The sequence below is a fragment of the Streptomyces sp. LaPpAH-108 genome, assembly GCF_000373625.1.
In the GTDB taxonomy this organism is placed as follows: domain Bacteria; phylum Actinomycetota; class Actinomycetes; order Streptomycetales; family Streptomycetaceae; genus Streptomyces.
Window position 1 is genome coordinate 1 of sequence record NZ_KB891987.1, and the last position, 11,834, is coordinate 11,834.

Here is an 11,834-nt window from a genome sequence, read left to right on the forward strand (position 1 = left end):
AGCGCCGATGGTACTGCAAGGGGGACCTTGTGGGAGAGTAGGACGCCGCCGAACAAATTTTAGGGAAACCCCCGCACCAGTTGGTGCGGGGGTTTTCTGCGTTCCGGGACCTTTATAGGGTCGGGTATATGCGCTACGACCTCATTCTTTTCGACAACGACGGTGTCCTGGTGGACAGCGAACCCCTCTCCAATCGGCTGCTCGCCGCGTACCTCACCGAGCTGGGGCACCCGACGTCGTACGAAGACTCCATCCGGGACTACATGGGCTCGGCCATGCACCGCATTCACGAGCTGGTCCTGGAGCGGACCGGGCGGCGGCTTCCTGAGGACTTCGACGATGTGTTCCATGCGCGGGTCTTCGCCGCGTTCGAGCGGGAGTTGCGGCCCGTCGCCGGGGCCGACGGTGTGCTGGAGAAGCTGGCCGCGGATCGGGTGCCGTACTGCGTGGCGTCCTCCGGGAGTCATGAGCGGATCCGGGTGGGGCATCGGGCGACCGGCCTGGACCGGTGGTTCGACGAGGGGCGGGTCTTCAGCTCGCAGGACGTGGGGCGGGGCAAGCCGGCGCCCGACCTCTTCCTGTACGCGGCCGAGCGGATGGGGGTCGCTCCCGATCGGTGTCTGGTCGTGGAGGACTCGCCGCTGGGTGTGCAGGCGGCCGTGGCGGCCGGGATGGACGTGTACGGGTTCACCGCGATGACCCCGGCCGAGCGGCTGGCCGGGGCGAATCAACTCTTCTCCACCATGGGTGAGTTGGCCGACCTGCTGGTATGACGGGGGCCATCGCCCGGGGGCTGACAATTGTCATGCGGACCTCCGGACGATCGTTTCTACTGCCGGACCCCCCTCGGCCGCGAAGCTGAGGGCATGACGAAGACGACGGGGAACCAGAGCCGACGGCCGAGCGCGCTGGAGAACTTCAAGCCGCTGCTCGTGGACGTGGCGGTGCCGCTCGGCGCGTACTACGTCCTGAAGGATGCCTTCGGGATGAGCACCTTCGCCGCTCTCGTCTGGAGCAGTGTGGTGCCCGCCGCGCGGACCGTGTGGAGCTTGGTGCGGGAGCGCACCGCCAACGCGCTCGCGCTGCTCATCCTCACCGTGAACGTGGTCGGCCTGGCGCTCAGCTTCGTCTCCGGCGACCCGCGGCTGATGCTCGCCAAGGACGGCGCGGTCAGCAGCACGGTCGCCGTCGGCATCCTGGTGTCCGTGGCGCTCGGGCGGCCGATGATGACCGCGGGCATGAAGCCCTTCCTGGTGAAGGGGGACGCGGCCAAGGAGGCCGCCTGGGAGCGGCTGATGTCGGGTGCGGCGGCCGGGTCGGCGGACTTCCGGCGCAAGGAGCGGGCCTTCTCCGTGGTGTGGGGTGTGGCGCTGCTGGCCGAGTGCGGGGCGCGGGTGGTGGGGGCGTACACCGTGCCCGTCGACACCATGGTGTGGCTGGGCGGGGTGCTGATGGCCGTGGTGATGGCCCTGGCGTTCGTGGTCAGCGGGGCCGTCGCCGCCGGGCCGATGGAGCGCATCCTCGCCGACGAGGTGAAGAGGAGCGGTGGCCCCGTGGCCCCGAAGTGCCTCGCCGCTGCCTGACCCGGCGTCCGGCCGACTGCCGGTCACCAGCCCTGCGTCCGGCTGAAGATGAACAGAACTCATCTTTGGCCGGATCTACCCATGCGCACCCCGGGGCCCTACGCTCGCCGCCATGACGGATGTGCTGCGGCGCGGCAGGGCCTCGCTGGCGTTCGGCTTCTTCACCCAGGGCGTCGCCTTCGCCCTGCTCGTGACGCGCATCCCGGCCGTCCAGGAGCGGTACGGGGTCTCCGACGCGCTGCTGCCCGTCTTCCTCGCCGCGGTGCCGATCCTCGCCGGGTGCGGGAGTGTCGCCACCGAGCGCCTGGTGCGGCGGATACGGCCCAGCCGGTTGCTGCGCTGGTCCCAGCCGGTGGTGCTGCTGGCGCTGCTCGGGGTCGGGGCCGGGGATCAAGTCGCGGAGCTGGCTGTCGCGTTGGGGGTGTTCGGGCTGTCGGTGGGGGCGCTGGACGCCTCCATGAACATGCTCGGGGTGAGCCTCCAGCAGGCGTACGGGCGCAGCATCATGCTGAGCTTCCACGCGGCCTACAGCCTCGGTGGCATCCTCGGGGCCTCGCTCGCCTGGGTGGGCGCGCACGGGGAGTTGGCGCTGTGGGTGTCGTATCTGCCCGTGGTCCTGGTGCTGTTGCCCGCGACGCTGGTGGGGAGCCGGTGGTACGTCGACGGGGAGAGCACATCGGCGGGGGAGCAGGCCGGTGCGGGGGGCGGGGTCGCGTTCCGGGTGCTGCTGCCGTTGTGTCTGGTGATGACGTTCGCGTACATCGGGGACTCGACGGTCTCCAACTGGAGCGCGAAGTACGTCAAGGACGTGCTCGGCGGCTCGGAGCAGCTGGCGACCGTGCCGTACAACGTGTACATGGTGACCACGCTGGTGGGGCGCGCCCTTGGGGATCTCGGGGTGCGGCGGCTCGGGGCGGTCGCGGTGGTGCGGCTGGGGGCGCTGGTGGCGGCGGGCGGGTTCGTCGTGGTCGCGGTGGCGCCGGGGGCGTGGCCCGGGATGCTCGGGTTCACGCTGGTGGGGCTCGGGCTGTGTGTGCTGGTGCCGCAGACCTTCGCCGCCGCCGGGCGCCTCTTCCCCGGGGGGTCGGACGCGGCGATCGCGCGGCTCAACATCTTCAACTACGTCGGGTTCCTGGTCGGCTCGCCCTTGGTGGGGGCGCTCGGGGACGCCTGGAGCTATCGCGGGGCGATGCTCGTGCCGATGGCTCTGGTGCTGGTCACCACGGTGTACGCCCGGTCGTTCGGGTCCGGAGGCGACCGATACGGTGGCGGGCATGAGCGGCCGCGCACAGCTGATGTGGGACGAGGCAGTAACGGGCTATGACTTCGGCCCGGACCACCCGATGGCTCCGGTGCGCCTGGAGCTGACCCGGAAGCTGGTGTCGGCGCTCGGGCTCGACAAGGAGCTGGAGATCGTGGCCGCGCGGCCCGCCGGGGAGTCCACGCTGCGCCTGGTGCACCGCGAGGACTACATCGACGCGGTGAAGGCGGCCTCGGCCGATCCGGGCGCGGCGGACGGAGCGTACGGGATCGGGACGGTCGACGATCCGGCGTTCGCCGGGATGCACGAGGTGTCGGCGCTGATCGCGGGGCAGTCGGTGGCGGCGGCGGAGGCGGTGTGGCGGGGGGACGCCGAGCACGCGGTGAACTTCGCGGGCGGGCTGCACCACGCGATGCCGGGCGGCGCGGCCGGTTTCTGTGTGTACAACGACGCGGCGCTCGCGGTGGCCCGGCTCCTGGAGCTGGGCGTCGAGCGGGTCGCGTACGTGGACGTGGACGTGCATCACGGGGACGGGGTGCAGGCGGCCTTCTGGGAGGACCCGAGGGTGCTGACGATCTCGCTGCACGAGCATCCGCGCACCCTGTTCCCGGCGACGGGCTGGCCGCAGGAGACCGGGGCCGGTGCGGGTGAGGGCGCGGCGGTGAACGTGGCGTTGCCCGCCGGGACCGGGGACGCCGGGTGGCTGCGGGCGTTCCACGCGGTGGTGCCCGAGCTGCTGGCGGACTTCCGGCCGCAGGTGCTGGTCTCGCAGCACGGCGCCGACACGCACTTCGAGGACCCGCTGGCGCATCTCGCGGTGTCGCTGGACGCGCAGCGGGCGGTGCAGCTGGCCTGTCACGAGCTGGCGCACGCGTACGCGGACGGGAAGTGGCTCGCGCTGGGCGGCGGCGGTTACGCGGTGGTGGACGTCGTCCCCCGGTCCTGGACGCATCTGGTGGGGATCGCGGCGGGCCGGGAGATCGCTCCCGAGACGGTGATCCCGGAGGGCTGGCGGCAGGAAGTGTACGCGCGGACACGGCAGTTGGGGCCGCAGCGGATGACGGACGGGCGCTGGCCGGTGGGTTACAGGGACTGGTCCGCGGGGTACGACCCGGCCGACCGTCTCGACCAGGCGGTGCTGGCGACGCGGCGGTCCGCGTTCCCGCTGCGGGGCCTGCTGCCGTGACCGGTGGGCGGCGTGCGGGCTCGCCGGCCGTGTCCGGTGGGGGCGCTCGGCGTTAGGCCGACCGTGCGGTCTTTGGCCGTTCCGGTCGCCGGGGCCGCGTTCGTGGGCCACTATCGCTGCCGTGTCGGAAACCGGTGCCCTGCGGGCGCACCTGCTGGCCGCCCGGCTCGCCGGTGAGGTGGCCACCGCGCGCGAGGACAGTCTGCGCCGCTACCGGCTGTTCGCCGCGTGCGACCCGCGGGTGCTGATCGGGATCGATCCCGTGCGGTCCTGGGGGCCGGGCGAGGTGCTGGCGCTGATGGCGGAGCGGTGCGGGGTGTCGGCCGACCCGGGGTGTGTCTCGGGCCCGGACGTGATCGACCCGGAGCGGACGCTGGCCGCGCTGGACGCCTTCGCGGGGCGGCTGCGGGCGGCGGCGGAACGGGGTGTGCCGGTGCTGTTCGGCACCGGGCATCCGGGCGCGCTGCTCGGTTTCTACGCCGGGTTGGCGGCGGCGATGTCGGCGGTGGGATGTGTTGTGCTCACCCCGGCGCAGGGTCGCTGTGTCGACATATTGACCCGGTTCGGTCTACGCACGCACCGCCTCGACTACGTACGAGGTGTTGCGTTGGTGCGGGAAGCGGGCGCCGGGCGCCCGGGGCGTGAGCCGGGGGCGCACAGCCATTCCCCGCTGCCGGTTCGGCTCGCGCTGGCCGCTCTGGCGGAGGCCGGAGAGCCGCTGCCCGGACTGGTCGTCGGGGACCACGGATGGGTCTGCGGCGCAGGTCAGCTGGGGTTCGAGGCGATCGGTCTGGCCGACTCCGACGATCCCGCGCCGTTCGTCGGCGAGGCGGAGGGGACGGTGTCCGCCGTCGTTCCGCTTGACGACGCCGTGCGGTCTAGTCACTACCGCCCGCTCACCCGCTACGTACTCAAACGGGCCTGTCTGTCACAGTAGGCCGCCGATGCGTCCACCTCTTCCCCACTCGCATCACCCGCCCCTACATTGGGGAGTGAGCACGCAACGACGAAGAGTCACCGGAAGGGGAAGCCGGTGGCCGTCGAGTGCGGAAGGTTCAGGTGTGTCATGGCAGCTGGTGAGAGGCCTCTGAACGAGGTTCAGTTCCTTACCGTGGCGGAAGTCGCCTCGGTCATGCGAGTCTCGAAGATGACCGTGTACCGGCTGGTGCACAGCGGTCATCTGCCCGCGATCCGGGTGGGGCGGTCCTTCCGCGTCCCCGAGCAGGCGGTCCACGAGTATCTGCGCGAGAGCTATGTGGGGGTGGAAACGGCCTGACGGCGCCCTCGCGATCTTCCCGGAAGACCTCGATTACGACCCTGGCGTCCGGGCGGGTAGGCTGTCCCCTCGTAGGTCGTATGGGCCCATGGCGCCCAACAACCGAGTCATGAGAAGTGAGCGAGGGTAGTCGTGGGCTCTGTTATCAAGAAGCGGCGCAAGCGGATGGCGAAGAAGAAGCACCGCAAGCTGCTCAAGCGCACGCGCGTTCAGCGTCGCAACAAGAAGTAGGCGACGCGCCGCGAAAGCGCGGTCGGTGGCCCTTCGTCCCTCTGGGGGCGGAGGGCCACCGGCATGTCCGGAGCCGTTCGGCATGTCCGGGCCCGTGTGGTCATCGTGGCGCAACACCGACCCGATAGGTTGGCCGCACACGGGGAACGCGGGCGGAGAGCCGGGTTTCGCGCGAGGTCGGGAAGGAAGGCGCTGGTCTTGGGGAAGATCGTGCTCGTCACCGGAGTGGCCCGGCAGCTGGGCGGCCGGTTCGTGCGCCGTATCCAGCGGGACGCCGACGTGGACCGGGTGATCGCGGTGGACGCGGTGCCGCCCGCGCACCATCTCGGCGGCGCCGAGTTCATCCAGGCCGACATCCGGCAGCCGACGATCGCCCGGGTGCTCGCGGAGACCGGCGCGGACACGGTCGTCCACATGGATGTGACCGGCACCGCGCTCGGCGGCGGCAGCCGGGCCACGGTCAAGGAGACCAACGTCATCGGCACCATGCAGCTGCTCGGTGCCTGCCAGAAGTCGCCCACCGTCAAACGGCTCGTGGTGAAGTCCAGCACCAACGTCTACGGCTCCGCCCCGCGCGACCCGGCCGTCTTCACCGAGACCACCCCGGCCAAGTCGCTGCCGAGCGGCGGTTTCGCCAAGGACGCCGTCGAGGTCGAGGGGTATGTGCGCGGGTTCGCCCGGCGCCGCCCGGACGTCGCGGTGTGCGTGCTGCGGTTCGCCAACATCCTGGGGCCGACGGCGGACACCCCGCTCGCCTCCTACTTCGCGCTGCCCGTCCTGCCGACCGTGTTCGGCTACGACCCGCGGCTGCAGTTCGTGCACGAGGACGACGTGATCGAGGTGCTGCGGATCGCCTCCCACGAGCCGCGCCGGGGCACCCTCAACAGCGGCACCTTCAACATCGCCGGGGACGGCGTGCTGCTGCTCTCCCAGTGCTCGCGCAGGCTCGGGCGGCCCACCGTGCCGCTGCTGCTGCCCGCGGTCACCTGGGCGGGCTCCCTGGTGCGTACGCTCGGTATGACGGACTTCTCGCCGGAGCAGATCCGGCTGCTGACCCACGGCCGGGTGGTGGACACCGGGCAGATGCGCGAGACGCTCGGCTTCGCACCGAGGTTCACGACCGCGGAGACCTTCGCGGACTTCACGCGCGGCCAGGGCCCCGGCCTGCTGCCGCCCGAGGCGCTGGCGGGAGCCGTCGACCGGATCGCCGCGCTGACCGCGAGAAGCGGTGGCCCCTTCCCGCAGCCCGGCGCCAACTGAGGAGCGCAGCAACAATGGCGGACGCCAAGGTCATTCCGTTCGACGACGACCGGTCCCGGGGAAGCTCCACAGGCCGCCCGCAGCGGCGCCGGAGCACGGGCGGCCGGCCTGCCGGGGCCGGTGAGAGCGCGCCGGTCCAGCCGCTGCCGACGCGGACCGTGCCCGAGGAGCACCCCGGGGAGCCGCCCGCGGGCGGCCCGCACGAGGACGACGGCGGGCTCGACCGCCGCATCGCGCGCGGCCTTTCCTTCCTGCGCCGCAGGCTCACCGGGGACTACGAGGTCGACGACTTCGGCTACGACGAGGAGCTGACCGACCAGGTCCTGATGTCCCTGCTGCGGCCGGTGTACGACAACTACTTCCGGGTCGAGGTCAAGGGCATCGAGAACATCCCGGCCGAGGGCGGCGCGCTGATCGTCGCCAACCACTCCGGGACGCTGCCGCTGGACGGCCTGATGATGCAGGTCGCCGTGCACGACCACCATCCGGCCGGGCGCCATCTGCGGCTGCTCGCGGCCGACCTGGTCTTCGTGCTGCCGGTGGTCAACGAGCTGGCCCGCAAGCTCGGGCACACCCTCGCCTGCACCGAGGACGCCGAACGGCTGCTCGGCCAGGGCGAGCTGGTCGGGGTGATGCCGGAGGGCTTCAAGGGCATCGGCAAGCCCTTCGGGGAGCGGTACAAGCTCCAGCGGTTCGGGCGGGGCGGGTTCGTCTCCACCGCGCTGCGGCAGGGGGCGCCGATCATCCCCTGCTCGGTCGTCGGGGCCGAGGAGATCTACCCGATGATCGGCAACGCCAAGACGCTGGCACGGCTGCTCGGCTTCCCGTACTTCCCGCTCACACCGACCTTCCCCTGGCTCGGCCCGCTCGGCGCGATCCCGCTGCCGACCAAGTGGACCATCCAGTTCGGCGAGCCGATCCCCACGGACGGCTATCCGCCGGAGGCGGCCGAGGACCCGATGCTGATGTTCAACCTCACCGACCAGGTCCGCGAACAGATCCAGCACACGCTGTACAAACTGCTGGTACAGCGGCGGTCGGTGTTCTTCTGAGGTCGCGCATACGACGACGGGGCGCCCCCGCTCGGAAAGGGGCGCCCCGTCGTCGTACCGTGCGCGGCTAGTTGGAGTCCTGGCTGTCGATGCCCAGGCCGGGCAGGAGGCCCGGCAGAAGCGGGGGCAGCGTGACGTCCGGCTTGGCCGACGGGGACTTCTCGGCGGACGGGGAACCGCCTTGCTCGGAGCCCGTCTTGGGCGGGTCGAGCAGTCCGCCGGTGCTGCCGCCGAGCAGGCCCTCGTCGCGGGCGCCCGCGGAGCCGCTGGGGCTGCTGCCGGGGCTCGCGTGCTTGCCGCCCGCGCTGGGCGTGCTGCCGGGCTTGCTGGGCGTGGCCGGGCTGTGGGTGCCGGAGGAGCTGGACGGGGTGGCGGAGCCCCGCTCGCCGTCCTTCTCACCGGTGGCGGGCGGCTGCGGGAGCAGGGACTCCAGCGGGGCCACCTCTTGGTCTATGGCGTCGAAGACGGAGGAGACCTGGTCCTTGACGTCCCCCAGCTGGACGGGCAGCCGGTCGCTCAGGGTCGTCCAGGTGCCGCGATGGGAGCGGGAGAAGGACGAGAGGGCCTGGATGGGGCCGAGGGACTGCGGGTCCGCCTCGTAGGCCGCGTGCAGCAGGCGGTGGCCCTCGGTGACGTCCTGGCGCATCCCGGACAGGGTGCGGCGGATCTCACCGATGGACTCGTGGTCGAGCTGGCCGCCCCGGCCGCGCTCCATCAGCCTGCGGGCCTCGTTGAGTCGGGTGGACGCCTGGTCGAGGTAGTTCTGGCCGCGTTCGCCGTCGCCCTCGCTCAGGTAGTTCAGCCGGAAGTCCTCGATGCCGCGTTTGAGGCCGTAGAGATGGTCGCCGGGCAGGGCGTCGGAGCTGGCGGCGGCCACTCCGCCGAAGGCGCCCGCGGTGACACCGAGGCCGAGTCCGCCCGCCGTGAGCCCCTTGGCCAGCCGCGAACGGGGCCGCAGTCTGCTCAGCGGGCTCGCCCGGTGGGCGCCCCGGCCGGGGGAGCGCTGCCCGGGCACCGACGCGTCCGCGGCTCCGCCCAGGGTGCCCTCCTGGAGCATGGCCTCCATCGCGGCCACCAGCTGGGCGCGCTGGACGACCTTGACCTCCGGGTCGAGCTGCGGCTTGGGCAGCGCGCCGAGGTCTCTGGTCAGGGACAGCAGCGCTCCCTGCTCGGAGGGGTCCTCGGTCGGCGGTGATCCCGCCCGTGCTGCGGACTGCTCGGCCGCCGTGTCCCGGTCGGACTGCTCCTCCAGGGCCTGGGCGAAGGCGTTCGCCCGCCGGTGCGCCGATACGTTCGCGATCACTGGCGGCACCTCCTCTCGTCATGACGGTCGACTCCTGTATCCCGCACAACGAGCGGCTCGGCACTTCGGTTACGGACGGCGGATGACCGGATCGGAAAGACAACTGGCGCTTACGGAACGTGAGTTGATCGGTGTTCGTGGTCGCGCAGCGTCAGCGGGCGTCGTCCGGGAGGAGCCGGGCGAGGGTGCGGACGGCGCGGTACTGGAGGGTCTTGATGGCGCCCTCGTTCTTTCCCATCACCCGGGCGGTCTCGGCGACCGAGAGGCCCTGGAGGAAGCGGAGCGTGACGCACTCCTGCTGCTGGGGGTTGAGCCGTCGTACGGCGTCGAGGAGGGCGGCGTTGGAGAGGGACTCCAGGACCGAGTCCTCCGGGGAGCGCTCGACCTCGTTGGCGTCGAGCATCTCGCCGGTGGTGACCTCCAGGCGGAAGCGGCTGGACTTGAAGTGGTCGGCGACCAGGTTGCGGGCGATCGTCACCAGCCAGGCGCCGAAGTCGCGGCCCTGCCAGGTGAAGGTGCCGATCCGGCGCAGGGCGCGCAGGAAGGTCTCACTGGTGAGGTCCTCGGCGGTGGCCTTGCCGCCCACGCGGTAGTAGATGAACCGGTAGACGGTGTCGCTGTACTGGTCGTACAGCCGGCCGAACGCTTCCGCCTCTCCGGCCTGGGCGCGTTCGACCAGGTCCATCATGCGGGCGCTGTCGCTGTCCGCCGCGGGGCGGCGGGCGGCGGGCGCGCCGGACGACGCGGTACGGCCGCGTCTGCCGACGGCGGCGCTGCCCTCGGCCAGTGCGTAGCACGGGCCCAGGGGTGCGCCGGTGGCGAGGGCGGGGACGGTGTGCGCGGTGGGGACGAGGCCGCGCAGCGTCTCTTTGACCGTTGCGACAGTTGCGCGCAGCGTAGCCAGGCCCGAGGCGTCAACCCCGACGTGTGGGTACACGGGACTCCCAGAGGCAGAGCTTCCATCACGTGCAGTACGGGACCGTTCACCCGTCGTAGCGACGGAGGGGTACCGGTTTGCGTCTGAGGAGAATAACGCTTCGTGTAGACCCTGCTACACCCAGTTGCTCAAATCGTCGATTACGTTGCTTCTGTTACCACTTGACGGCCTGCCAGCTTCCGGTTTCTGATCGTTTCTCGACCGAAAACCGGCCGATTCCTGTGAACCTGAGGCGTTTCCGGGTCGGGCGCACATAATCGGCCGACTTGAGAAACGATTCAGCGGAAAAGCCCGGTCCTGAAGTGGTCAGGACCGGGCTCGGGGTTCGTTCGACGGGGTCTGCGGCGGCGTCAGCGCCTGCGCCGGGTCAGGGCGATGGCCGCGGCCGTGCCGCCCGCCACCGCGCCCACGCCCGCCGCGGCCGGGATGCCGACCTTGGCGGCCTTGCGGCCGGTGCGGTAGTCGCGCAGCCGCCAGTCCTTGTCGCGGGCGTGCTTGCGCAGCTTGGCGTCGGGGTTGATGGCGTAGGGGTGGCCGACGAGCGAGAGCATCGGGATGTCGTTGTGACTGTCGCTGTAGGCGGCGCAGCGCGAGAGGTCCAGGTCCTCGGCGACGGCCAGCGCGCGCACCGCCTCCGCCTTCGCCGGGCCGTGCAGGGGCTCGCCCACCAGGCGCCCGGTGTAGACGCCGTCGACCGACTCCGCGACCGTGCCGAGCGCGCCGGTCAGGCCGAGGCGACGGGCGATGACCTGGGCGATCTCCACCGGGGCCGCCGTCACCAGCCAGACCTTCTGGCCCGCGTCCAGGTGGGCCTGGGCAAGCGCGCGGGTGCCGGGCCAGATGCGGTCGGCCATGTACTCGTCGTAGATCTCCTCGCCGATCGTCTCCAGCTCGGCCACCCGGTGGCCCTTGACGATGGAGAGCGCCGAGTCGCGCGCGTCCTGCATGTGCTCGGGGTCCTCGACCCCGGCGAGCCGGAACCACGCCTGCTGCCAGGCGAACTTGACGAGGTCGCGGGTCTCGAAGAACTTCCGCTTGTACAGCCCGCGCCCGAAGTGGAACAGCGCGGCGCCCTGCATCACGGTGTTGTCGAGGTCGAAGAACGCAGCCGCGCGGTCGTCGCCGAGCACCGGGAACTCCGGCTCGGCGGCCTCCGGTTCCGGTGTGTTCCGCGCCGATTTGCGGGCGGCCTCGGCCGAAGCCTCGCCTGCCAACACGCTCCGCGCCGTGGCGGAGCGCCTACGGGGGGTGAGCCATCCTAGAGCGGCCATGGCGTGAGCATAGCCAGTCCGTGACGCCGCTTCGGAGCCGAGAGGTTCGAAGGGCGTGAACTCTGCACGACCGCGTTGTTAAGGAGCGCGCGTGAGCGGAGTGAGAATGGGCGGCATGAGTCCCCTCTTCCGGCGCCCGCCCGCGCCCCAGGAGCGCCTGGTCACCCTGATCCGCAAGCCCGGCTGCCACCTCTGCGAGGACGCCCAGGCCGTGATCGAAAAGGTCTGCGCCGACCTCGGCGTGCCGTGGGAGAGCCGGGACATCACCGAGGACCGTGAGCTGTACGACACGTACTGGGAGCAGATCCCGGTCGTCCTCGTCGACGGCGAGCAGCACACCTTCTGGCGGGTGGACGAGGACCGCCTTCGTAAGGCTCTGACCAAGTAGTCCACAGGCGTCCCGGAACACCCGGAACGTCGCTTAGGATCGGACGCCTGTTTGGTCTCGGGGGCGGGATTCGCGAGGAGTGTGTA

Annotated in this window: 13 protein-coding genes; 10 read left to right on the plus strand and 3 right to left on the minus strand. The window is 71.3% G+C overall.

Annotation, left to right across the window (positions count from 1 at the left end; all coding sequences use genetic code 11):
- The first annotated feature begins 128 nt into the window (after positions 1 to 128).
- The 9 genes from B079_RS0100005 to B079_RS0100045 all read left to right on the plus strand — a co-directional run bounded on the left by B079_RS0100005 (position 129) and on the right by B079_RS0100045 (position 7,849).
- On the plus strand, positions 129 to 773 hold the full coding sequence (locus B079_RS0100005; RefSeq protein ID WP_026248205.1) for an HAD family hydrolase: 645 nt from the start codon (positions 129 to 131) through the stop codon (positions 771 to 773).
- Positions 774 to 866: 93 nt separating this feature from the next.
- Complete coding sequence (locus B079_RS0100010) at positions 867 to 1,583, plus strand: VC0807 family protein (RefSeq protein WP_018543719.1); 717 nt, start codon at positions 867 to 869, stop codon at positions 1,581 to 1,583.
- Between the two features lie 112 nt (positions 1,584 to 1,695).
- Positions 1,696 to 2,907 carry an MFS transporter gene (locus tag B079_RS0100015; RefSeq protein ID WP_086022309.1) on the plus strand — a complete coding sequence of 404 codons (1,212 nt, stop codon included), beginning with the start codon at positions 1,696 to 1,698 and terminating at the stop codon, positions 2,905 to 2,907.
- On the plus strand, positions 2,858 to 4,030 hold the full coding sequence (locus B079_RS0100020) for an acetoin utilization protein AcuC (RefSeq protein ID WP_026248206.1): 1,173 nt from the start codon (positions 2,858 to 2,860) through the stop codon (positions 4,028 to 4,030). Before B079_RS0100015 ends, B079_RS0100020 begins: the two co-directional genes overlap by 50 nt.
- A 121-nt stretch (positions 4,031 to 4,151) precedes the next feature.
- Entirely contained in the window at positions 4,152 to 4,967 is an 816-nt protein-coding gene (locus B079_RS0100025) for a phosphatase (protein WP_018543722.1), read from the plus strand.
- Positions 4,968 to 5,096: 129 nt separating this feature from the next.
- A complete protein-coding gene (locus B079_RS0100030) occupies positions 5,097 to 5,306 on the plus strand; it encodes a helix-turn-helix domain-containing protein (protein ID WP_093781815.1) in 210 nt (69 codons plus the stop codon).
- A 132-nt stretch (positions 5,307 to 5,438) separates the two neighbouring features.
- Positions 5,439 to 5,537, plus strand: a complete 99-nt coding sequence (locus B079_RS33465; protein WP_003948845.1) for a 30S ribosomal protein bS22 — start codon at positions 5,439 to 5,441, stop codon at positions 5,535 to 5,537.
- Positions 5,538 to 5,735: 198 nt separating this feature from the next.
- Complete coding sequence (locus B079_RS0100040) at positions 5,736 to 6,797, plus strand: NAD-dependent epimerase/dehydratase family protein (protein WP_018543724.1); 1,062 nt, start codon at positions 5,736 to 5,738, stop codon at positions 6,795 to 6,797.
- Between the two features lie 14 nt (positions 6,798 to 6,811).
- Entirely contained in the window at positions 6,812 to 7,849 is a 1,038-nt protein-coding gene (locus tag B079_RS0100045) for a lysophospholipid acyltransferase family protein (protein ID WP_018543725.1), read from the plus strand.
- A gap of 67 nt (positions 7,850 to 7,916) precedes the next feature.
- Here B079_RS0100045 and B079_RS0100050 read toward each other — a convergent pair whose 3' ends face one another.
- From B079_RS0100050 to B079_RS0100060, 3 genes are all read right to left on the minus strand, one after another.
- A complete protein-coding gene (locus B079_RS0100050) occupies positions 7,917 to 9,152 on the minus strand; it encodes a DUF5667 domain-containing protein (protein ID WP_018543726.1) in 1,236 nt (411 codons plus the stop codon).
- Between the two features lie 151 nt (positions 9,153 to 9,303).
- Complete coding sequence (locus B079_RS0100055; RefSeq protein WP_018543727.1) at positions 9,304 to 10,089, minus strand: ECF subfamily RNA polymerase sigma factor, BldN family; 786 nt, start codon at positions 10,087 to 10,089, stop codon at positions 9,304 to 9,306.
- Between the two features lie 350 nt (positions 10,090 to 10,439).
- Positions 10,440 to 11,360: an HAD family hydrolase gene (locus B079_RS0100060; RefSeq protein WP_078495781.1), complete on the minus strand. Its 921-nt coding sequence runs from the start codon at positions 11,358 to 11,360 to the stop codon at positions 10,440 to 10,442.
- 106 nt (positions 11,361 to 11,466) lie between these two features.
- On the opposite strand from B079_RS0100060, the gene B079_RS0100065 reads away from it, so the two are divergent.
- Positions 11,467 to 11,748 (plus strand): glutaredoxin family protein, encoded by a 282-nt coding sequence (locus tag B079_RS0100065; RefSeq protein WP_018543729.1) that lies wholly within the window; start codon positions 11,467 to 11,469, stop codon positions 11,746 to 11,748.
- Positions 11,749 to 11,834 lie beyond the last annotated feature (86 nt).

Bases quoted from the DNA above. Each gene is read 5' to 3' on its own strand.
- B079_RS0100005 (WP_026248205.1), top strand. From the start codon at position 129: ATGCGCTACGACCTCATTCTTTTCGACAACGACGGTGTCCTGGTGGAC.
- B079_RS0100010 (WP_018543719.1), top strand. From the start codon at position 867: ATGACGAAGACGACGGGGAACCAGAGCCGACGGCCGAGCGCGCTGGAG.
- B079_RS0100015 (WP_086022309.1), top strand. From the start codon at position 1,696: ATGACGGATGTGCTGCGGCGCGGCAGGGCCTCGCTGGCGTTCGGCTTC.
- B079_RS0100020 (WP_026248206.1), top strand. From the start codon at position 2,858: ATGAGCGGCCGCGCACAGCTGATGTGGGACGAGGCAGTAACGGGCTAT.
- B079_RS0100030 (WP_093781815.1), top strand. From the start codon at position 5,097: ATGGCAGCTGGTGAGAGGCCTCTGAACGAGGTTCAGTTCCTTACCGTG.
- B079_RS0100045 (WP_018543725.1), top strand. From the start codon at position 6,812: ATGGCGGACGCCAAGGTCATTCCGTTCGACGACGACCGGTCCCGGGGA.
- B079_RS0100060 (WP_078495781.1), bottom strand. From the start codon at position 11,360: ATGGCCGCTCTAGGATGGCTCACCCCCCGTAGGCGCTCCGCCACGGCG.
- B079_RS0100065 (WP_018543729.1), top strand. From the start codon at position 11,467: ATGGGCGGCATGAGTCCCCTCTTCCGGCGCCCGCCCGCGCCCCAGGAG.